The sequence below is a fragment of the Streptomyces sp. NPDC041108 genome, assembly GCF_055592645.1.
Window position 1 is genome coordinate 887440 of record NZ_JBVIYK010000001.1, and the last position, 20816, is coordinate 908255.

Below are 20816 nucleotides of genomic sequence, written 5' to 3' on the forward strand. Positions count from 1 at the left end.
ATGCGTACGTCCATCGCCACCGTCTCCCTCAGCGGATCCCTCACCGAGAAGCTCACCGCCGCCGCGCGGGCCGGCTTCGACGGGGTGGAGATCTTCGAGAACGACCTGCTCGCCAGTCCGCTCACCCCCGAGGAGGTGCGGGCGCGGTGCGCGGACCTGGGGCTGGGCATCGACCTCTACCAGCCGATGCGGGACATCGAGGCCGTACCGGCGGACGTGTTCGAGGCGAACCTGCGGCGGGCGCGGCACAAGTTCGAGCTGATGGGGCGGCTCGGCTGCGACACGGTGCTCGTCTGCTCCAGCGTGCATCCGCTCGCCGAGGACGACGACGCGCTCGCCGCCTACCATTTGCGCCAACTGGCCGAGCTTGCGCAGGAGTTCGGCATCCGGGTCGCATACGAGGCGCTGGCGTGGGGGCGGCACGTCAGTACGTACGACCACGCGTGGCGCATCGTGGAGGCGGCCGGCCATCCGGCGCTCGGCACCTGCCTGGACAGCTTCCACATCCTGGCCCGGGGCTCCGATCCCAAGGCCGTCGAGGACATCCCCGGCGAGAAGATCTTCTTCCTGCAGCTCGCCGACGCGCCGCTGATGGCGATGGACGTGCTGCAGTGGAGCCGGCACTACCGCTGCTTCCCGGGACAGGGCGGCCTGGACGTCACCGCGCTGGTGAGGCACGTCATGGCGACCGGCTACGACGGCCCGCTCTCGCTGGAGGTCTTCAACGACGTCTTCCGGCAGGCCGAGGCCGGCCCCACCGCCGTGGACGCCCACCGCTCGCTGCTGATGCTCCAGGAGGCGGCGGGCATCGCCACGCTGCCGGAGCGCGTGGTGCCCACGGGTGTCGCCTTCGCCGAACTGGTCACGCCCGACGCCGAACCGGTGGGCGCGCTGCTCGACGCGCTCGGCTTCGCCCGCACCGCCCGGCACCGCAGCAAGCCGGTCGACCTGTGGCAGCAGGGCGACGCCCGGGTCCTGGTCAACACCGGCCCGGCCGCCCGGCGCGACGGCACCCGGCTCGCCGCGATCGGACTGGAGTCACCGGACCCGGCCGGCGCCGCCCGCCGCGCCGAGGCCCTGCTCGCACCGGTGCTGCCGCGCCGCCGCGCCGCCGAGGACGTGGCCCTCGACGCGGTGGCCGCCCCCGACGGCACGGAACTCTTCTTCTGCGCGACCGACCGCCCCGGACTCCCCAGCTGGACCGGGGACTTCCGGCCCGTGGACCACACCGGGGCCGCGGGCCACGTCGGCCGCTTCGACCACCTCGCCCTGACCCAGCCCTGGCACCAGTTCGACGAGGCGGCCCTCTTCCACCGCACGGTGCTCGGCCTGCGGCCCGGCGGCAGCGTCGACGTCGCCGACCCCTACGGCCTGTTCCGCAGTCGGCCGGTCACCACCGAGGACGGCACCGTCCGGATCGTCCTCGGGGTCGGCCCCGCCCCGAGCGAAGGCGCCGCCCGCTCCCAGCACCTCGCCCTCGCCACGGACGACGTGGTCGCGGCGGCCCGCGCCTTCCGCGCGGCCGGGGGCCGGCTGTTGGCCGTCCCCGCCAACTACTACGACGACCTGGCCGCACGGTTCGCGTTCGCCGACGGTGAGCTGGAGACGTACCGCGAACTCGGCATCCTCTACGACCGTGACGCGGACGGCGAGTTCCGCCACTGCTACACCGAGACCGTCGGCCGGGTCTTCTTCGAACTCGTCCAGCGGGACGGCGGCCATCAGGGCTACGGCGCGTCCAACGCGCCCGTGCGCCTCGCCGCCCAGCACGCCGGGCGGCCGGTCGGGCAGCGGGAGTCACGGGCGGGAGTCACTGGCGGCTGACGGTGCGCGTCACACCCGTGACGACCGTCGTCGCGAGGATCCAGCCGGTGATGACGAGCAGGTACGACAGCCACTGTCCGGGCCCCTCGGGCGCGTATGCCCGTTCCTGTCCGAAGTCGATGATCGGCAGGAGGAGGTCGAGGGTGTAGACGACCGCGTTGAACGGCGGGGCCTCGTCCGCCTTCAGCGGGCTCGGCGGGTGCACCGTGTACGCGACGGACCCCACCGCCATCAGCGACAGGATCCAGACGGCCGCGCGCAGCGGACGGAAGCCGTAGCCGACGGTGGCGTCCTGGGCGTACCCCCAGAGCCGCCCGTACCAGCGCAGCGTGGCGCGATGCCGGCGCTGCTTCGCGAGCTGGACGCGCCGGGCCGCGTCCTCGTCGCCGATCCTGCGGTACGCGGCGGTCAACTGCTCGTAGGAGTACGGCAGATACGCCTCCCCGTCCCGCTCCAGCATGGGCAGCCGCCGCTGGGCGGGCTCGTGCGGGATGAGGGAGGTGTAGGTGAGGCTGTTCAGCAGGACCCTCTCCGGAAGCATGTCCGGCTCCAGCACCAGCACCTCTATCTGGGCGCGGCGCATGTTGAGGACGCCCTCCATCGCGGGGCCGTCGCGCAGCCACAGTTCGCTGATGACGGAGCTGCTCACCCGCAGCGCCACGGCTCCGGGATTCGACAGCCGCGCGTACGCCAGGTCCAGTTGGCCGCCGATCCGGGCGCCACGCAGGTCGACCCGGCCGCGTACGTCCGCGTGGCGGAGCACGACATCGGACTCCGTGGAGAGTGTCTCCGCGGCGAGCGCGGTGCCGTCGGGCCGGTGCAGGCGGGCCCGTCCGAGGTCGACCGTGCCGGCGACATGGGCGCCGCCGAGCCTGACCTCGCCCTGCGCGCGGAGCCCGGGGGCGCACAACTCCTCGCCGATCTCTGCCTGGTTGAGCCGTAGCGCGGGCTCCTCGTCGGACGCGGTGAACTCGGTGCGCTCCATGAACAGGGTCCCGGAGATCTGTGCCCCGGTGAGCCGGACCGGGCCCCGGAAGCGGCACTCGGACAACCGCAGCCCGCCGTCCACCCGCACGCGCGCCGAACGCATTCCGGGCAGTACGGACCGGGTCAGGTTGAGGTAGGTGAACCGTGCGCCGGAGAAGTCGGGGACCTCGTCGAAGTGGCAGCCGCTCAGCCGGACGACGTCGTCGATCGCCGCGTACTTCAGCTCCAGCCCACCGGTGATCCGGGCGCCCTCGATCTTGAGGGCGGCGACCTCGCCCTCCTGCTGCGGAGCGGTGAGCAGCAACGCCCGCAGCACCCGGGCCCGTACGGTCCGCTCGGGGCCCCAGCCGGAGCCGTCCGCCACGCTCCCGCCCTCGCCCGTTCCCGGACCGGCGGTGGTGAAGTCCACCGCCGCGCCGAGCGGAAAGGCGTCCCACACCCGCTGCTCGGCCGCCGTCAGATCGTTGATCATCATCAACGGGCATCTCACCCGCAACGCCTGTACCTGTCAACCACGCCCAGCGGCCGCAGACTTCGCCAGCTCGCCCGCTACGAGGTGAGCTCCTTGGTGATGCGGTCCAGCATGAACGCGGAGGACTCCTTCGCGCGTTCCTCCCAGGCGAAGACGCAGGCCGTGGCGACGCCGTCGAAGGCCGGCTCACGCAGGGTGCCGAAGAAGGCGTCCCGGTCGACCTCGCCCTGGCCGATGTCCAGGTGCTGGTGGATCCGGGCGGTGATGCCGGGCGGGTTGAGGGTGTACCGCAGCCCGCTGGAGCCCTCGTGGTTGAAGGAGTCGGCGATGTGGACGTGCCGGAGCCTGTCACCCGCGTAATGCATCATCGCCGCGATGTCCGCCGTCGGATCCGCTCCGGAGAGGTGGAAGGAGTGCGGTACGGGTGGAGGACCAGACGGATGTCGTACTCGTCGAGCGCCCTCCTCGCGCGGTTCCCCGCGCCCTGGCGGGGCGCGGGGAACTCTCCGTTCGTCGTTGCGAGGTGCCGCCGCCTACTCGGTCGACTCCTCCACCGCGTGCCCCCCGAACTGGTTGCGGAGCGCGGCGATCATCTTCATCTGGGGGGAGTCGTCCTGACGGGAGGCGAAGCGGGTGAACAGCGAGGCGGTGATCGCCGGCAGCGGCACCGCGTGGTCGATGGCGGCCTCGACGGTCCAGCGTCCCTCGCCCGAGTCCTCGGCGTAGCCGCGCAGCTTCGCCAGGTGCTCGTCCTCGTCGAGCGCGTTGACGGCCAGGTCCAGCAGCCAGGACCGGATGACGGTCCCCTCCTGCCAGGAGCGGAACACCTCCCGCACGCTCGTCACCGAGTCGACCTTCTCCAGCAGCTCCCAGCCCTCGGCGTACGCCTGCATCATGGCGTACTCGATGCCGTTGTGGACCATCTTGGAGAAGTGCCCGGCGCCCACCTTGCCCGCGTGGACGTAGCCGTACGGCCCCTCCGGCTTGAGGGACTCGAAGATCGGCTGGAGCCGCTGCACGTGCTCCTCGTCGCCGCCCACCATCAGCGCGTAGCCGTTCTGGAGCCCCCACACGCCTCCCGAGACACCCGCGTCGACGAAGCCGATGCCCTTGGCACCCAGCTCGGCGGCGTGCTTCTCGTCGTCCGTCCAGCGGGAGTTGCCGCCGTCGACGACCGTGTCACCGGGCGACAGCAGCTCCGCCAGCTCGTCGACGACCGACTGGGTGGCGCCGCCGGCGGGCACCATCACCCAGACCGCGCGCGGCCCGTCGAGGCGCTCGACCAGTTCGGCGAGGCTGCCCACGTCGGAGACGTCGGGGTTGCGGTCGTAGCCGACGACGGTGTGGCCCGCGCGGCGGATCCGCTCGCGCATGTTGCCACCCATCCTGCCGAGACCGATCAGACCGAGCTGCATGTCAGTTCACTTCTCCCTGGGCGTCGGAAACGTTCCGGAGGGGCTTGTCGTCGGTGCTCCCGCCGCCGCGCAGGGCGACGGCGTACATCTCGTCGGCGTCCAGGCGCCGCAGTTCCTCGGCGATCAGCTCGGAGGTGGGGCGCACCTTCAGGGCGAGGGTCCGCGACGGCTGGCCCGGCAGCGTGAGCGTGGCGAGCGGGCCCTCGGGGCGGTCGATGACGACCTCGCCCCGGGCGGTGCCGAGGCGTACGCCCGTCACCACCGGCCCGGCGGTCAGGACCCGCTCGACGGACACGCCGAGCCGGGCCTCCAGCCAGCGGGCCAGCAGTTCGGCGCTCGGATTGTCGGCCTCGCTCTCCACGGCGGCCGAGGTGATGGTCTCCTTGGCCTGGTCGAGGGCGGCCGCCAGCATGGAACGCCACGGCGTCAGCCGGGTCCAGGCGAGATCGGTGTCGCCCGGCGTGTAGGAGGCGCTGCGCTGCTCCAGGGCGGCGAGCGGGGACTCCACGGCGTACATGTCGGTGATCCGGCGCTGGGCCAGCGCGCCGAGGGGGTCCTTCGCCGGGTTCTCCGGCGCGTTCACCGGCCACCACACCACCACCGGCGCGTCCGGCAGCAGCAGCGGCAGGACCACGGAGTCGGCGTGGTCGGACACCTCGCCGTACGTCCGCAGCACGACCGTCTCGCCGGTGCCCGCGTCGGCGCCGACCCGTACCTCGGCGTCCAGGTGCGACTTGGTGCGGTCCTTCGGGGTGCGGGCGTGCCGCTTGATGACGACCAGGGTGCGCGAGGGGTGCTCGTGCGAGGCCTCCTCGGCCGCCTTGATCGAGTCGTACGCGTTCTCCTCGTCCGTCACGATCACCATCGTGAGGACCATGCCCACGGCGGGCGTGCCGATGGCCCGGCGGCCCTGCACCAGGGCCTTGTTGATCTTGCTTGCCGTGGTGTCAGTCAGGTCGAATTTCATGGCCTGCGCCAGCTCCGTCCGTCTCGTGCGAGCATCTCGTCCGCTTCCTGTGGGCCCCAGCTGCCCGAGGCGTACTGCGCGGGCCTGCCCTGCTTGGCCCAGTACTCCTCGATCGGGTCGAGGATCTTCCAGGACTCCTCCACCTCCTGGTGGCGGGGGAAGAGGTTGGCGTCGCCGAGCAGCACATCCAGGATCAGCCGTTCGTACGCCTCCGGGCTGGACTCGGTGAACGACTCGCCGTACGCGAAGTCCATGGTGACGTCCCGGATCTCCATCGAGGTACCCGGCACCTTCGAACCGAAGCGCACGGTCATCCCTTCGTCCGGCTGCACCCGGATGACGACCGCGTTCTGCCCCAGTTCCTCGGTGGCGGTTGAGTCGAACGGGGAGTGCGGGGCACGCTGGAAGACCACCGCGATCTCCGTCACCCGCCGGCCCAGCCGCTTGCCGGTCCGCAGATAGAAGGGCACCCCCGCCCAACGCCGGTTGTCGATGCCGAGCTTGACCGCCGCGTACGTGTCCGTCGTCGAGGAGCCGTCGATGCCCTCCTCCTCCAGATAGCCGGGCACCCGCTCACCCCCCTGCCAGCCGGCCGCGTACTGCCCGCGCACGGTGTGCCGGCCCAGGTCGTCCGGCAGCCGTACGGCCCTGAGGGCCTTCAGCTTCTCGGTCAGCAGCGACTCCGCGTCGAACGCGGCCGGTTCCTCCATGGCGGTCAGGGCCAGCAGTTGCAGGAGGTGGTTCTGGATGACGTCACGGGCCGAGCCGATGCCGTCGTAGTACCCGGCGCGACCGCCGATGCCGATGTCCTCGGCCATCGTGATCTGGACGTGGTCGACGTAACTGCGGTTCCACAGGGGCTCGTACATCTGGTTGGCGAAGCGGAGCGCCAGGATGTTCTGGACGGTCTCCTTGCCGAGGTAGTGGTCGATGCGGAACACCTGCTCGGGGTCGAACACGTCGTGCAGGACCGCGTTCAGCTCGCGGGCGCTGGCCAGGTCGTGACCGAACGGCTTCTCGATGACCGCGCGCCGCCAGGAACCCGCGGGCGGAGTGGCCAGCCCGTGCTTCTTGAGCTGCTTGACGACCTTCGGGAACATGCTCGGCGGCACGGAGAGATAGAAGGCGAAGTTGCCGCCCGTGCCCCGGGAGGTGTCCAGCTCCTCGACGGCCTCGCGGAGCCGTTTGAACGCCTCGTCGTCGCCGAAGTCGCCGGGGATGAACCGCATCCCCTCGGCGAGCTGCTGCCAGACCTCCTCACGGAACTCGGTGCGGGCGTGCTCGCGGACCGCGTCGTGCACGATCTGCGCGAAGTCCTCGTCCTCCCAGTCCCGGCGCGCGAAGCCCACGAGCGAGAAGCCCGGCGGCAACAGACCCCGGTTGGCCAGGTCGTACACGGCCGGCATCAGTTTCTTGCGGGACAGGTCACCGGTCACCCCGAAGATGACGAGCCCCGACGGGCCCGCGATCCGGGGGAGCCGGCGGTCCTCCGCGTCCCGGAGCGGGTTGTGCCACTCGGCGGTCATTCCCCATCAACTCCCTTGCTGTTCAGCGACTTCGCCACCACGTCCGACAGGTCCTGCCACGCCGCCCCGAACGCGGCGACGCCCTGGTTCTCCAGCAGTCCCACGACCTCCTCGTAGGAGACACCGAGCGCCTCCACGGCCGCCAGGTCCGCACGGGCCTGTGCGTACCCGCCGCTCACCGTGTTCCCACGGACGACGCCCCGTTCGGCGATGGCGTCGAGCGTGGCCCCGGGCATCGCGCTGACGGTGCCGGGCGCGACCAGCTCCTCCACGTACCGGGTGTCCCGGTGGGCAGGGTCCGTCACGCCCGTCGAGGCCCACAGTGGGCGCTGCTTGTTGGCGCGGGCCCCGGAGAGGGCGGTCCACCGGCTGCCGGGGTGCTGAGTGCCGTCGGCCTCGCCGAACACCTCTTCGTACGCCTCGTGGGCGAGCCGCGCGTTGGCGAGCGCGGCGCGGCCCCTCAGGCCCAGTGCCTCCGGCGTGCCGAGCAGGGTCAGCCGCCGGTCGATCTCGGCGTCGAGGCGGGAGACGAAGAAGGAGGCGACGGAGTGGACGGCGGACAGGTCCAGACCCGCCGCCCGCGCCTTCTCCAGGCCCGCCAGATAGGCGTGCATCACCTCGTAGTGGCGTTCCAGCGAGAAGATGAGGGTGGCGTCGACGCTGATCCCGAGCCCGACGGCCTCGGTGATCGCCGGGAGGCCCGCCTTCGTCGCCGGGATCCTGACCATCAGGTTGGGGCGGTCGACGAGCCATACGAGCTGCCTGGCCTCGGCGACGGTCGCGGCGCAGTCGTGGGCCAGCCGGGGGTCGACCTGGACGGACACCCGGCCGTCCCGTCCCGCCGTCGCGTCGTACACCGGGCGCAGCACGTCGGCGGCGGCGCGGGCGTCGGCGGCCGTCATCATCCGGACGGCCTCCTCGGACGTCACCCCGCGCACGGCGAGCTCGTCGAGCTGGTCCTCGTAGCCCTCTCCGGAGCCGATCGCGGCCCGGACGACGGACGGGTCGGTCGTCACACCGACGACGTGCCGCTTCTCGACGAGCTTCGCGAGGCCGCCGGAGGCGACGCCGGTGCGGGAGAGGCCGTCGAGCCAGACGGAGACGCCCTCGTCGGCTAGGCGCTTCAGGGGATCCGCGACGAGGGCCGTCACGGCTGTTTCGGTGCTCACAGTGATCATCTTCCTTCAGGCGCTCGCGTCAACCGCGGACGGCGGCGAGTGATTCCCGCGCGGCGGCGGCGACGTGCTCGGAGGTGAAGCCGTACGCGGCGAACAGCGTCTCCGCGTCGGCGGAGGCACCGAAGTGTTCGAGGGAGACGATGCGGCCGTGGTCACCGACGTAGCGGTACCAGGTCAGACCGATCCCCGCCTCGACCGCCACGCGGGCCCGCACGGACGGCGGCAGCACACGCTCGCGGTATTCGCGCGGCTGTTCCTCGAACCACTCCACCGAGGGCATCGACACCACCCGTGTCCCGACGCCCTCCGCCTCCAGCCGCTCCCGGGCGCCGACGGCCAGTCGCACCTCGGAGCCCGTGGCGATCAGGATCACCTCCGGGGTCCCGGCCGAGGACTCCTGGAGCACGTAACCACCTTTCGCTGCATCGGAGTCGGGCGCGTACGTCGGCACGCCCTGGCGGGTGAGCGCCAGACCGTGCGGGGCCGGGTCGGTGGCGTGCCGCTTCAGGATCTCGGCCCAGGCGATCGCCGTCTCGTTGGCGTCGGCCGGGCGGACGACGTTCAGGCCCGGGATCGCTCGCAGGGAGGCCAGATGTTCGACGGGCTGGTGGGTGGGGCCGTCCTCGCCGAGGCCGATGGAGTCGTGCGTCCACACGTATGTCACCGGCAGGTGCATCAGCGCGGACAGGCGCACGGCGTTGCGCATGTAGTCGGAGAACACCAGGAAGGTGCCGCCGAAGATGCGGGTGTTGCCGTGCAGCGCGATGCCGTTCATCTCCGCGGCCATGGAGTGCTCGCGGATGCCGAAGTGGATCGTGCGGCCGTACGGGTTCGCCTCCGGCAGCGGGTTGTCCGCCGGCAGGAACGAACTGGTCTTGTCGATGGTGGTGTTGTTCGAACCGGCGAGGTCGGCGGAGCCGCCCCACAGCTCGGGGATCACCGCGCCGAGCGCCTGGACCACCTTGCCGGACGCGGCACGCGTCGCCACCGAGGTGCCCTCCTCGAAGACGGGCAGCGCCCGCTCCCAGCCCTCGGGCAGCCGGCCCGCGACCACCCGGTCGAAGAGCCCGGCCCGCTCGGGGGAGGCGGCACGCCACTCGGCGATCCGCCTGTCCCAGGCGGCGTGCGCCTCGGCGCCCCGGTCGAGGGCCCGCCGGGTGTGGGCGAGCACGTCGTCGGCGACGTCGAAGGTCTTCTCCGCGTCGAAGCCGAGGACCCGCTTGGTGGCCGCGACCTCGTCCGCGCCGAGCGCCGAGCCGTGCGCGGCCTCGGTGTTCTGCGCGTTCGGGGCCGGCCAGGCGATGATCGTGCGCATCGCGATGATCGAGGGACGCGCGGTCTCCTCCCGGGCGGTCAGCAGCGCGTCGTACAGGGCGTGCACGTCGACGTTGCCGTTGAAGGCCGGCTCGATCCGCTGCACGTGCCAGCCGTAGGCCTCGTACCGCTTCAGCACGTCCTCGGAGAACGCGGTGGCCGTGTCGCCCTCGATGGAGATGTGGTTGTCGTCGTACAGGAAGACCAGGTTGCCCAGCTTCTGATGACCCGCCAGCGACGACGCCTCGGCCGAGATGCCTTCCTGCAGGTCCCCGTCGGAGACGATCGCCCAGATCATGTGGTCGAACGGGGACGTCCCCTCGGGAGCGTCCGGGTCGAACAGACCGCGCTCGTAGCGGGCGGCCATCGCCATGCCGACGGCGTTGGCGGCGCCCTGGCCCAGCGGCCCGGTGGTGGTCTCCACCCCGGCCGTGTGCCCGTACTCGGGGTGGCCCGGCGTCTTCGAGCCGTGCGTCCGGAACGCCTTCAGGTCGTCCAGCTCCAGCTCGTACCCGGCGAGGTGGAGCTGGGTGTAGAGCGTCAGGGAGGTGTGGCCGGGGGAGAGGACGAAGCGGTCGCGGCCGGTCCACTCGGGATCGGCGGGATCATGACGCATCACCTTCTGAAAGAGTGTGTACGCGGCGGGCGCGAGGCTCATCGCCGTGCCCGGGTGCCCGTTGCCGGCCTTCTGCACGGCATCGGCGGCCAGCAGACGGGCGGTGTCGACGGCGCGCCGGTCGAGTTCTGTCCAGTCCATGTTCAAGAAGTCCTCGATGAGACGGCGGAATTGCTCTGACGCTTCCAAAAGTAAAAGTCTGACTTTTAAGAGGGAAGGTCGTCGTGTGCCAGCCTTCGGTGAAACTGGGACACCGACGGCCAGTGGGCGGCGAGCACTTGACGGCGAGGGGCATGACGGGGCGACCAGGCAGGGACGACATGGCGCAGAGAGACTTCCCTGACGGCGGCCGGATCAAGACGTTCCCGTTCCCCGCCGGCCACGGCCTCTCCGGTGTCGGTATGCGGGTGGGCCCGATGGACGACCGCGAGCTGTGGCGCGCGGACATGCTCTGGGAAGGGGTCCACCGCATCGACTTCCACGTGGTACTGCTGCTCGACGACGGTCCGGTGCGCCACATGATCGACTTCACCGAGTACGAGGTGGGCGTGGGCGACCTGGTGTGGATCCGTCCGGGGCAGGTACATCGGTTCTCACGCGTGAGCGAGTACCGCGGCACCGCCCTCACCATGCAACCGGGCTTCCTGCCGCGCGCGACCGTCGAGGCGACCGGCCTCTACCGCTACGACCTGCCGCCGCTGCTCCGCCCCGGTGAGGATCAACTGGCGGGCCTACGAGCCTCGTTGGCCCAGCTGCAACGCGAGTACCGCGACACGGCCACGCTTCCGCCGGGCCCGCACGCCGCCGTACTGCGGCACTCCCTGACGGCCTTCCTGCTGCGCCTCGCCCATCTGGCCGCCGCCTCGGCCGAGTCGGCGAGTCGGCCCGACGACACCACGTTCACCCGCTTCCGGGAAGCGGTGGAGCGGGACTTCGCGGCCAACCACAGTGTCAGCGCCTACGCCGATGCCCTCGGCTGCTCCCGCCGCACCCTCGTCCGCGCGGTCCGCGCCGCGACCGGCGAGACACCCAAGGGGTTCATCGACAAGCGGGTCGTCCTGGAGGCCAAACGGCTGCTGGCCCACACGGATCTGCCGATCGGCCGCGTCGGTGTGGCCGTGGGTTTCCCCGACGCGGCCAACTTCTCCAAGTTCTTCCATCTGCACACCGGGACCACGCCGGTGACGTTCCGGGCGGAGATGGGGTGACCCGGCCGGACGTGAGCCCGGGGGGCCCGTAGGAAGGGGCTCCGCGCAGCGGCGCGGAGCCCCTTCCTCGTACGGGCCGACCAGCCGCTCAGCGGCCGAAGTTGAACCAGTTCACGTTCACGAAGTCCTGCGACTGGCCGCTGCTGAAGGTCAGATAGACGTCATGGGTGCCGGTGATCCGGCTGATGTTCGCGGGCACCGTCCGCCAGGACTGCCAGCCCCCGGTGGCGGCGATCGAGAAACTGCCCACCGGCGCGTTCGCCCGGCTGTCGAGCCTGACCTCGACCAGGCCGCTCACCCCCGAGTTGGCGCCGGAGGCCACCCGGGCGACGAACTGTGTCGCGCCGGTGGAGCCGAAGTTCACGTTCTGGAAGAGCGCCCAGTCGCCGTTGGCCAGCGAGCCGATGTTCTGGCCGCCGCCGGTGTCGGTCGTGGTCTCGGTGAGGGTGCCGCTCTGGCTGTTGTACGACTCGGCCTGGATGGCGCTGTACGCGTCGCGCGTACCCGTCGGTGGCGGAGTGGTGGTGCCGCCGCCGGCCGACAGTACCTGGACGTAGTCGACGACCATGGGGACGCCGGAGCGGGTGTCGCCGTCGAGGCCGCCGCCGAACGCGTCCGGGAAGGCGCCGCCCATCGCCACGTTCAGGATGATGAAGAAACCGTGGTTGGTAGCGTTGGACCAGGTGGTCGCGTCGACCTGGTTGGCGTTGACCGAGTGGAACCGGGTGCCGTCGACGGAGAACCGGATCGTCTCGGGGGTCACCGAGCGGTCCCACTCCATGGTGTACGTGTGGAAGCCGGACTGGCAGGTCGTGCCCGGGCAGGCGGTCGAGTTGCCGATGCCGGTCGTCTCGTTGCACGGGCCGCCGGGGTTGGTGCCGCAGTGGATCGTGGCCCAGACCTGGTTGCGGCCCTGCACGTTCTCCATGATGTCCAGCTCGCCGACGCTCGGCCAGTTCTGGTAGTTGCCCCGGTAGGGGGCGCCCAGCATCCAGAAGGCCGGCCAGTAGCCCTCGGCGGCCGTCCCGGTGACGTTCGGCATCTGGAGCCGTGCCTCGACCCGCAGTCTGCCGCCCGCCGGGGGCTGGAAGTCGGTGCGGTTGGTCTCGATCCGGCCGGAGGTCCACCGGCCCGCCGAGTCGCGGACCGGGGTGATGCGCAGGTTGCCGTTGCCGTCGAGGGAGACGTTGCTGGTGCTGTTCGTCATGGTCTCGACCTCGCCGGTGCCCCAGTTGGCGGGTCCTCCGGGATACGAAGTCCCGGTGGCGTACTGCCAGTTGGAGGTGTTGACGCCGGTGCCGGCCGTGCCGTTGAAGTCGTCGACGAAGACCTGGGTCCAGCCTGCGGGCGGTGTGGGGGCGGCGCCCTGCGCGGTCGTCGCCCACGCCGTGGCCAGCGCCAGCGCGCCGGCCATGGCGAGGAGGACGCGCCTGAGCGGGCGGCGACGTCCGAGGGGTATGCCGGAGGGTTCACTCATAGCGGCCTCTTCGGGTGTACGGAGTGAAGTGCGCGGGTGGGGGAGCGCTCCGCGGAGTCCGTCCTGAGAGCGCTCTCAGATGAAGAGCGTGCGGTCAATGTGCGCTGTGGCGCTGCGGTCGTCAAGAGTTGAAGCGGAGAAAGTCCTTGAGGGCGGGCCGAGTTCACCTCTTTTCCGCGAGGGGGATGCGGCGTTCACACCCAGGAGGGGCCGCGTCAGAGGACGGGCGGCACGGAGCCTCGGGGTGGACGACCTGGCAGGTCGCACCGGAACGGCGGTGTGCCGGCGCGATGTGAATGCCCGCGGCGCCGATCGCCCGCCTCGCGTCCCGCGAGGTGCGGCGGAACGGGCCGCCGCGGGATGCGGGGCCCTGCCCTTCTTCCGGCGTCCTCTATGCCCGCGTCTTCGCCTTCGCCCGGATCGTGTCGATGACCGCCTGGACGGCGGTGACGAAGTTCTGGGGGTCGTCCAACGCCTTGAACCGCGGGGCCAGTCGGGCGATGTGGGGGAACTTCTCGGGCGGCAGGTTGAGGTAGTCCGTCTTCCACGCCCGGAGATCCGCGTCCCGGATCTCGGGGGACAGGGACGCCAGACTCGCGTCCATGGCGCTGTAGGACAGCACCAGATCGGCGAAGACGCGGTAGTAGCGGGCCGCGTCGTCGTCGTCGAGACCCGCGCGGCGCATGCAGTCCAGTTTCCGTTCCACGGTACGGAACTCGTTCTCCCGGCGGGCGGTACGCGCGGCCGCGAGGGCGCCCACCCGGGGGTGCCGGAGGAACGCCCGGTGGGTGTGGACCGCGATCTGCATCAGGTCGTGGGCCCAGTCGTCCGTCGGCGGCGGGGTGTGCGCCAGCGCCTCTTCGTGCAGGGCGTCGATGAGGGCCAGCAACAGCTCGTCCTTGTTGCGGAAGTGCCGGTAGATCGCGGTCGGATGAGCGGTCAGCTCGCGGCCGAGCGCCGAGAACGTCAGCTTGTCCATGCCGGACGAGTCGGCCACCCGGAACGCGGCTTCGACGATCGTCTCCTGGCTCAGGGTGCCGCGGGGCAGCCGGGGCCGGCGCGTGGCCTTGCCCGTACCGGCGTCACTGGTGGTCATATGTCCTTCCCCATGTCGGTTCTCCTCCATAGTGGTGCACCGCAACCGCAGGGTCAGCCCGCGACGGCCGAGCCGTCCGCCCGCGGGTCGGTGGCCGCGACCAGACGCGGACCGGCGGTGTCGTCCGCGCGGCGGACCAACTGGCCGTGCCCGACACCGTCGTCGTGCGTGCCGATCAGGTCGACGGCGAACCCCGCGCCCTCGATCGCGCCGACGCCCGGGCGGGGCATGTCCCGCTCCGCCTTGACGGTGCCCGCGCCCTCCGTCACCCCGGCCTCCATGGCCCCGAGGACCCAGCGCGGCGCCGACACGGCACGCGCCGGGGAGGCGCCCGCGGCGAGCTGCAGGGCCAGATGGGTGTGCACCTGCGGCTGCGCGCGTCCTCCCATGACGCCGTGCGCTCCGACGAGCGTGCCGGTCTCGCGGACCAGGACGGGCATCAGGGTGTGCAGGGGACGCTTGCCGCCGGCGAGCCGGTTCGGCGACGCCGGGTCCAGCGAGAACGATGCACCCCGGTTGTGCAGAACGACACCCGTGCCGGGATCCAGCAGCGCCGCGCCGAAGCAGTGGAACACGCTCTGGATCAGGGAGACCCAGGTGCCGTCGCGGTCCGTGACGACGACGGCGACGGTGTCGCCGGATGCCTTGGGCCGGCCGAGCAGTTCGACCGGTGTGCCCGCCATGGCCCGCTCGGCGAAGCGTCGCACGTACGGGGCCGACAGCAACTCCTCGGCAGGGGTGGCCTCCCCCCACTCCGGGTCGCAGCAGAAGCTGTCGCGGTCGGCGGCGGCCTGGGCGAGCACGGACGCCACCACGCCCGCGTCGCGGCCCAGTGGGTCGAGCGGCCCGCGCACCGAGCGCACCACGTCGAGCGCGCGCAGGCCCTGGAGGAAGTACAGCCCCTGCGAGTTGTCGCCGCCGGAGAGGTACTCGACGCCGTCGTACACCGCCCCGTGGGTCCCCGACAGCCGGACCGTGTGCTCGGCGAGATCCTCGACCGTCATGGCCGAGCCCCGCTGGGCGAGCAGTTTCACCAGGCTCAGGCCCACGTCGCCGCCGTACAGGGCGGACGGTCCCTGCGCGGCGATCGAGGCGAGCGTACGGGCGAGGGCGGGCTGCCGCAGGGTCCGGCCGGCCCGCAGGACGTCACCGTCGGCGAAGAACACGCCGAGCATCCCCGGGTCGCGGGCCAGGATCTGTCGTTCCCGGCGCAGGTCCAGAGCCAGCCCGGGGGCGACGGGGACGCCGTCGCGTGCGGCCGCCTCGGCGGGAGCGAGCGCCGCCGCGAGCGGGCGGGTCCCCCAGGTCCCGGCGAGCGCGGCCCAGCCGGCCACCGCGCCGGGGACCGTGACCGGGAGCGCGCCGAGGACGGGCATCCGCTCGTACCTGTCCGTCATCTCCCGCACGTCGACGGCTCGCGGTGCCCGGCCGCCTGCGTTGACGAACCGGACCTCGCCGTCGGCGGTGCCCACCAGCGCCAGGAGATCGCCGCCGACCGAACACTGGTTGGGGTAGACGACGGTCAGCATGGCGGCGGCCGCGAGCGCGGCGTCCACCGCGTTGCCACCGCCGCGAAGTACGTCGGCCGCGACGTCGCTCGCCGTCGAGTGCGGTGTCGCGACGGCCCATTCGCCGCCCGTGGCGGAGAGCCGACGCTCAGTGAGTACGGACATGGTTCCCTTCCCCAGCGCCCACGCGGATCCTCCGAGGGTGCCGTCGGCCTCCGCCCCGGCCCCGGCGTCGAGAGCCGTGGACGAGGCCGCTCCCCGGGCGGATGGTCGTTAACCGCCCTGTTACGGGAGATTCCTTGACAGCTTCCGAGCGTCCGCCCTAGCTTCCCTCATAGTCAACGGCATCGACTATCGCATTGACTAAGAGCCCACGCAACCACGGAAACCCCCTGAAGGAGGCCGGCAATGGCAAGATCGTTCCGTCGTGCCAGTCGTACGACACTCCCGGCGGCCTGTGCCGCCGTCGCGGCCGCGGCCGTGCTCGCCGGGTGCGGCGGCGCCACGGAGGCCGCGCCCTCGTCCGCGGCCTCGCCCGTGGTCGACCTGCCTGCGGGGACCCTGGTGAAGGACGGGCAGATCACCTACTGCTCGGACATCAGCGCGCCACCGCTGACCTACTACGACGCGGCGCAGAAGCCGGTGGGCGCGGAGATCGAACTCGGCGACGCGCTCGCGGACCGGCTCGGCGTCGAGGCGAAGTGGGCCAACACCGCGTTCAACGGCATCATCCCCGCGCTGCAGGCCAAGCAGTGCGACGCGATCATCACCCAGCTCTACATCAAGCCCGAGCGGGAGAAGGTGGTGAACTTCGTCCCGTACATGTACGCCTCCAACACCCTTGTCGTGTCCGCCAAGAACAGCGAGAGCATCAAGAGCGTGGCCGACCTGTGCGGCAGGAAGGCGGCGGCGCAGACGGGTACGACCATCGCCGACCATCTCGCCGACCAGTCGAAGAAGTGCCGGGCGGACGGGAAGCAGAAGGTCGACATCCGGCTGTTCAACAAGGACACCGACGCCCTGCAGCAACTGCGCCTCGGGCTGGTCGACAGCTACGGAACGACCCTGGAGACCGCCGCCTACGTGATGAAGCAGCAGCCGGGCACCTTCGAACTCGCCGGTGAGCCCTTCAACCGCATCAAGGTGGGGGCCGCGACCCGCAAGGACGACACCGCGCTGCACGACGCCCTCACCAAGGCGTTCGCCGCGCTCCGCAAGGACGGCGAGTACGCCGCCATCCTCAAGAAGTGGAACCTGACGGGCGACGACATCGCCGGTTAGCACCCCGCCCGTACGACCGGTGGGGCCGTCCGGCCGCCGTTCGTACCGGCCGGCCGTGGTCCGGCCCGGCCGCATCCGCATCCAAGCAGGGAGAGGACGACGTGATCGACACGTCCTTGCTCGCCGATCCGGCACCGGTGGCCGGCTTCGACTGGCCGTTCTTCTGGCACTATCTGCTGTCCCCTTCGGGCATCTTCCTCGAAGGGCTGTGGCGCACCGTGTACATATCGGTCGTCGCCCAGTCGCTCGGTGTGCTGCTCGGGCTCGTCATCGCGCTGGCCCAGCGCAGCCGCTTCGCCGCGCTGCGCCGGTGCGGCCGGGCGTACGTCTGGCTGATCAGGGGCACGCCCCTGCTGGTCCAGCTGGTCCTCGTCTACAACGGCCTCGCGGCGGCGGGCGTCTACCGGTTCACCGACGTCCAGGTGGGGGGCCTCGTCCTGCTCGGTGTCGTGCAGGCGGCCGTCCTGACGCTCGCGGTGAACGAGGCCGCCTACATGGCCGAGATCATCCGTGCCGCGCTCGACGCCATCGACCGGGGCCAGACCGAGGCGGCGCAGGCGCTCGGTATGACTCCCTCGCTGACCATGCGTGTGGTGCTGCTGCCGCAGGCGCTGCGGATCGTCGTTCCGCCGCTGGGCAACGAGTTCAACCTGATGATGAAGTCGACGTCGCTGCTGTCGGTCATCGGGCTGCAGGAGATGTTCCTGACGGCCCAGTCGATCAACTCGGCCACCTTCAAGACGTTCGAGATCTTCCTCGTCGCCGCGTGCTACTACCTCGCTCTGACGACGGTCTGGTCGTTCGTCCAGCGGTTCATCGAGCGCAGACTCGCGGACCCCGGGACCGTCCCGCCTCCCGGCCCCTCCCTGCGGGAGCGGTTCGTCGGCGGCGGCAGGGGCGGCGGCCCCGCACCCCGGGAGAAAGAGGCTGCGGGCAAGGAAGCCACACTCACCGGCAAGGAGGCGTACTGACGTGGAACCGATCGCGAGGGCGGCAGCGGTGAACGACCCGCAGGACCGTGCCACACCGGTCCGCACGGGCCCGGTCGGCCCCGCGGACCCGTCGGCGGTGCTGTCGGCGCGCGGGGTGGTCAAGGCGTTCGGCGACACGCGGGTGCTCGACGGTGTGTCCATGGACGTCCGGGCCCGCGAGGTGGTGGTGGTCGTCGGGCCGTCGGGCTCGGGGAAGACCACGTTTCTGCGGTGCCTCAACCATCTGGAGAGCATCGACGAGGGAGAGATCCTCGTCCAGGGACGCCGGGTCGGGTACAAGGACGGCCGGGACCGGCTGGTGGAGGAGCGGCCGAGGGCGATCGCCGAACGCAGACGCACCATCGGCTTCGTCTTCCAGCGCTTCAACCTCTTCCCCCACCTCACCGCCCTGGACAACGTGGCCGTCGCCCCGGCGAAGGTCCTCGGCGTGCCGAAGGACGAGGCGAGGGAACGGGCGCACGCCCTGCTGACCCGGGTCGGCCTCGCGCACAAGGCGTCCTCGCGGCCGTCCGTCCTGTCCGGAGGCCAGCAGCAGCGGGTCGCCATCGCGCGCGCCCTCGCGATGAAGCCGGAGCTGATGCTGTTCGACGAACCCACGAGCGCGCTCGACCCGGAGATGGTCGGCGAGGTCGTCACCGTGATGAAGGAGCTGGTCGAGGACGGCCTGACGATGATCGTCGTCACCCACGAGATGGGTTTCGCGCGCTCGGCCGCGGACCGGCTCGTCATGTTCGACCAAGGGGTGATCCTGGAGGAAGGGCCCCCCGAGAAGCTCATGACGGACCCCGAACACCAGCGCACGCGCGCGTTCCTGCGGCGCATCGACGGGCACGGTTGAGCGGCGGCCGACGCCGCTGCCGGCCGCCCCGTTTATTCGATGGCTCCGCCAGGGGGCATCCCGTTACCTTGCCTCATGGCCAAGACTCACGGTACGTGCACGGACCGGTTCGCCGCGGTGCGGGAGGCGCTCTCCGCCTCGCTGGACGACAAGGACGTCGGGGCGTCGGTCGCCGTGTACGTGGACGGCGAGCCGGTGGTCGACCTCTGGGGCGGCTACGCCGACGCGGCGCGCACCACAGCGTGGGAGCGGGACACCCTCACCCATGTGTGGTCCACCACCAAGACGATGACCGCCCTGTGCGTGCTGATGCTCGCCGACCGGGGCGAACTGGACCTGGACGCGCCGGTGGCGACGTACTGGCCCGAGTTCGCGGCGGCGGGCAAGGAGGACGTACGCGTCAGGCATGTGCTCGCGCACACGGCCGGCCTGCCCCGCTTCGAGGCGCCCACGACGCTGGAGGACCTGTACGACTGGCCGACCGCCACCTCCCGGCTCGCCGCGCAGGCGCCGGCCTGGAAGCCCGGCACCGAGGCCGGCTACCACGCCGTCACCCAGGGGTATCTGCTCGGGGAGATCGTCCGCCGGGTCACGGGCCGCAGCCTGGGCACCTTCCTCGCCGAGGAGGTCACGGGCCCGCTGGGCGCCGACTTCCACATCGGGCTCGCCGCCGAGCACGACCACCGGGTGGCGCCGGTCATCCCGCCGCCCTCCTCCCCGCCCCCCAGCGGCCCGCGGCCCAACCCGGCCATCCCGGGGGGCACCGCCAACACCACGGCCTGGCGCCGCGCCGAGATCCCGGCCGCGAACGGTCACGGCAACGCCCGCTCGGTCGCCGCCGTGCAGTCGCTGCTGGCCTGCGGCGGGGCGGCGCGCGGGGTCCGGCTGCTGTCGGAGAAGGGATGCGAACGTGTCCTGGAGGAACAGTTCGACGGCACGGACAACGTCCTCGGCGTCCCCATGCGCTACGGCATGGGCTACGGCCTGAACGGAGGCCAACTGCCCAACCCCCGCACCTGTTTCTGGGCCGGCTGGGGCGGCTCGATCGTCCTGGTCGACTTCGACGCCCGGATGTCCGCGGCGTACGTGATGAACCAGATGATCGACGAGGGTCTCACCGACGACCGTGCCTTCATGATTCTCGCGGCCGTCTACGAGGGACTGGCGGCCTGATCCCCGTACGGCCCACCCCTACGGCCTCGTCCGCCCCTCCCGCACAGCGGCGGGGCGGACGTCAGGAAGGGGACGCGTCCCGGCCCGGGATCAGCGACCCCCTGCGCGGTTCGTCCGGCTGCCAGCCCAGGGCGCGGGAGATCCCGCGTGCCGCCACCCGGACCGCCGGCGACAGCACGGGTACCTGGGCGCCCGCCTGCGGCACCACCACCGACACGGCCGCGACGACGGAGCCGCCCGGCCCGCGTACCGGCGCGGCCACCGACAGCGCGTCCTCGGTGACCTGACGGCTGCTCACGGCCACCCCCGTACGCCGGACTTCGGCGAGCACCCGCCGCAACCGGGGCGCGTCGGTGAGGGTGTACGGCGTGAAGGAGGCCAACGGCCCCTGGCAGTAGGTCTCCTGGGAGCCGGTGTCGCCGTGGGCGAGGAGCGCCAGACCCACTCCGGTGGCGTGCAGCGGCCAGCGGCCGCCGACCCGGATGTGGACTCCGACGGCCGAACGCCCGCAGAGCCACTCGATGTAGACGACCTCGTCGCCGTCGCGCACCGCTAGCTGCACGTTCTCGTGCGTGGCCTCGTACAGGTCCTCCAGGTACGGCAGCGCGATCTGGCGCAGCGCGAGCCCGCGCGGGGCGAGCGCCGCCAGCTCCCACAGCCGCAGGCCGACGTGGTAGGTCCCGGACGCGTCCCGCTCCAGCGCGCCCCACTCGGTGAGCGCGCCGACCAGCCGGTGGGCCGTGGTGAGGGACAGTCCGGCCCGGCGGCCGATGTCGCTCAGCGAGAGGGCGGGGTGCTCGTGGTCGAAGGCGGCCAGGACGGCGAGGAGCCGGTCCGGCGCGGAGCGGGCGGCTCCCGCGGCCGGCCGGGGCGCGGTCCCCGGCGGCGAGGGCTGCCGCGGTCCCGGTCCCGGCCACGGGAGGGCGTCGGTGGTCATCGGCATG

Annotated in this window: 16 protein-coding genes and 1 pseudogene; 6 read left to right on the forward strand and 11 right to left on the reverse strand. The window is 71.7% G+C overall.

What is annotated here, in order from left to right:
• Positions 1-1824 (forward strand): bifunctional sugar phosphate isomerase/epimerase/4-hydroxyphenylpyruvate dioxygenase family protein, encoded by a 1824-nt coding sequence (locus ACZ6BB_RS03710; protein WP_471613687.1) that lies wholly within the window; start codon positions 1-3, stop codon positions 1822-1824.
• On the opposite strand, the gene ACZ6BB_RS03715 is transcribed toward ACZ6BB_RS03710, so the two are convergent.
• The 7 genes and pseudogenes from ACZ6BB_RS03715 to tkt form a co-directional block, all read right to left on the reverse strand.
• Positions 1811-3286, reverse strand: a complete 1476-nt coding sequence (locus ACZ6BB_RS03715) for a pentapeptide repeat-containing protein (protein ID WP_471613688.1) — start codon at positions 3284-3286, stop codon at positions 1811-1813. The genes ACZ6BB_RS03710 and ACZ6BB_RS03715 overlap by 14 nt on opposite strands.
• Before the next feature lie 74 nt (positions 3287-3360).
• Positions 3361-3702: pseudogene (locus tag ACZ6BB_RS03720) on the reverse strand (TIM barrel protein); the annotation flags it as partial.
• 114 nt (positions 3703-3816) lie between these two features.
• A complete protein-coding gene (gene gnd, locus ACZ6BB_RS03725) occupies positions 3817-4698 on the reverse strand; it encodes a phosphogluconate dehydrogenase (NAD(+)-dependent, decarboxylating) (RefSeq protein ID WP_471613689.1) in 882 nt (293 codons plus the stop codon).
• A gap of 1 nt (position 4699) precedes the next feature.
• Positions 4700-5665 (reverse strand): glucose-6-phosphate dehydrogenase assembly protein OpcA, encoded by a 966-nt coding sequence (gene opcA, locus ACZ6BB_RS03730; protein ID WP_471613690.1) that lies wholly within the window; start codon positions 5663-5665, stop codon positions 4700-4702.
• Complete coding sequence (zwf, locus tag ACZ6BB_RS03735; protein WP_471613691.1) at positions 5662-7191, reverse strand: glucose-6-phosphate dehydrogenase; 1530 nt, start codon at positions 7189-7191, stop codon at positions 5662-5664. The genes opcA and zwf overlap by 4 nt, the downstream gene beginning before the upstream one ends.
• Complete coding sequence (gene tal / locus ACZ6BB_RS03740; RefSeq protein WP_471613692.1) at positions 7188-8369, reverse strand: transaldolase; 1182 nt, start codon at positions 8367-8369, stop codon at positions 7188-7190. Before tal ends, zwf begins: the two co-directional genes overlap by 4 nt.
• Before the next feature lie 19 nt (positions 8370-8388).
• On the reverse strand, positions 8389-10440 hold the full coding sequence (tkt, locus tag ACZ6BB_RS03745; RefSeq protein WP_471613693.1) for a transketolase: 2052 nt from the start codon (positions 10438-10440) through the stop codon (positions 8389-8391).
• Between the two features lie 179 nt (positions 10441-10619).
• On the opposite strand from tkt, the gene ACZ6BB_RS03750 reads away from it, so the two are divergent.
• Positions 10620-11507, forward strand: a complete 888-nt coding sequence (locus ACZ6BB_RS03750) for a helix-turn-helix domain-containing protein (RefSeq protein ID WP_471613694.1) — start codon at positions 10620-10622, stop codon at positions 11505-11507.
• Positions 11508-11595: 88 nt separating this feature from the next.
• Here the strand turns inward: ACZ6BB_RS03750 and ACZ6BB_RS03755 are convergent, their stop codons facing one another.
• The 3 genes from ACZ6BB_RS03755 to ACZ6BB_RS03765 form a co-directional block, all read right to left on the reverse strand.
• On the reverse strand, positions 11596-12984 hold the full coding sequence (locus ACZ6BB_RS03755) for a glycoside hydrolase family 16 protein (protein WP_471613695.1): 1389 nt from the start codon (positions 12982-12984) through the stop codon (positions 11596-11598).
• Positions 12985-13375: 391 nt separating this feature from the next.
• Complete coding sequence (locus ACZ6BB_RS03760) at positions 13376-14080, reverse strand: TetR/AcrR family transcriptional regulator C-terminal domain-containing protein (RefSeq protein ID WP_471613696.1); 705 nt, start codon at positions 14078-14080, stop codon at positions 13376-13378.
• Positions 14081-14133: 53 nt separating this feature from the next.
• Complete coding sequence (locus ACZ6BB_RS03765; RefSeq protein ID WP_471613697.1) at positions 14134-15753, reverse strand: gamma-glutamyltransferase family protein; 1620 nt, start codon at positions 15751-15753, stop codon at positions 14134-14136.
• 243 nt (positions 15754-15996) lie between these two features.
• Between ACZ6BB_RS03765 and ACZ6BB_RS03770 the strand changes: the two genes are divergently transcribed.
• From ACZ6BB_RS03770 to ACZ6BB_RS03785, 4 genes are all read left to right on the forward strand, one after another.
• Complete coding sequence (locus ACZ6BB_RS03770; protein ID WP_471613698.1) at positions 15997-16869, forward strand: ABC transporter substrate-binding protein; 873 nt, start codon at positions 15997-15999, stop codon at positions 16867-16869.
• Positions 16870-16970: 101 nt separating this feature from the next.
• Positions 16971-17840 carry an amino acid ABC transporter permease gene (locus ACZ6BB_RS03775; protein WP_471613699.1) on the forward strand — a complete coding sequence of 290 codons (870 nt, stop codon included), beginning with the start codon at positions 16971-16973 and terminating at the stop codon, positions 17838-17840.
• Positions 17841-17937: 97 nt separating this feature from the next.
• Positions 17938-18699 (forward strand): amino acid ABC transporter ATP-binding protein, encoded by a 762-nt coding sequence (locus ACZ6BB_RS03780; RefSeq protein ID WP_471614114.1) that lies wholly within the window; start codon positions 17938-17940, stop codon positions 18697-18699.
• Between the two features lie 75 nt (positions 18700-18774).
• Complete coding sequence (locus ACZ6BB_RS03785) at positions 18775-19872, forward strand: serine hydrolase domain-containing protein (protein ID WP_471613700.1); 1098 nt, start codon at positions 18775-18777, stop codon at positions 19870-19872.
• Between the two features lie 61 nt (positions 19873-19933).
• Here ACZ6BB_RS03785 and ACZ6BB_RS03790 read toward each other — a convergent pair whose 3' ends face one another.
• Positions 19934-20815, reverse strand: a complete 882-nt coding sequence (locus tag ACZ6BB_RS03790; RefSeq protein ID WP_471613701.1) for an IclR family transcriptional regulator — start codon at positions 20813-20815, stop codon at positions 19934-19936.
• Between the last annotated feature and the right edge of the window lies 1 nt (position 20816).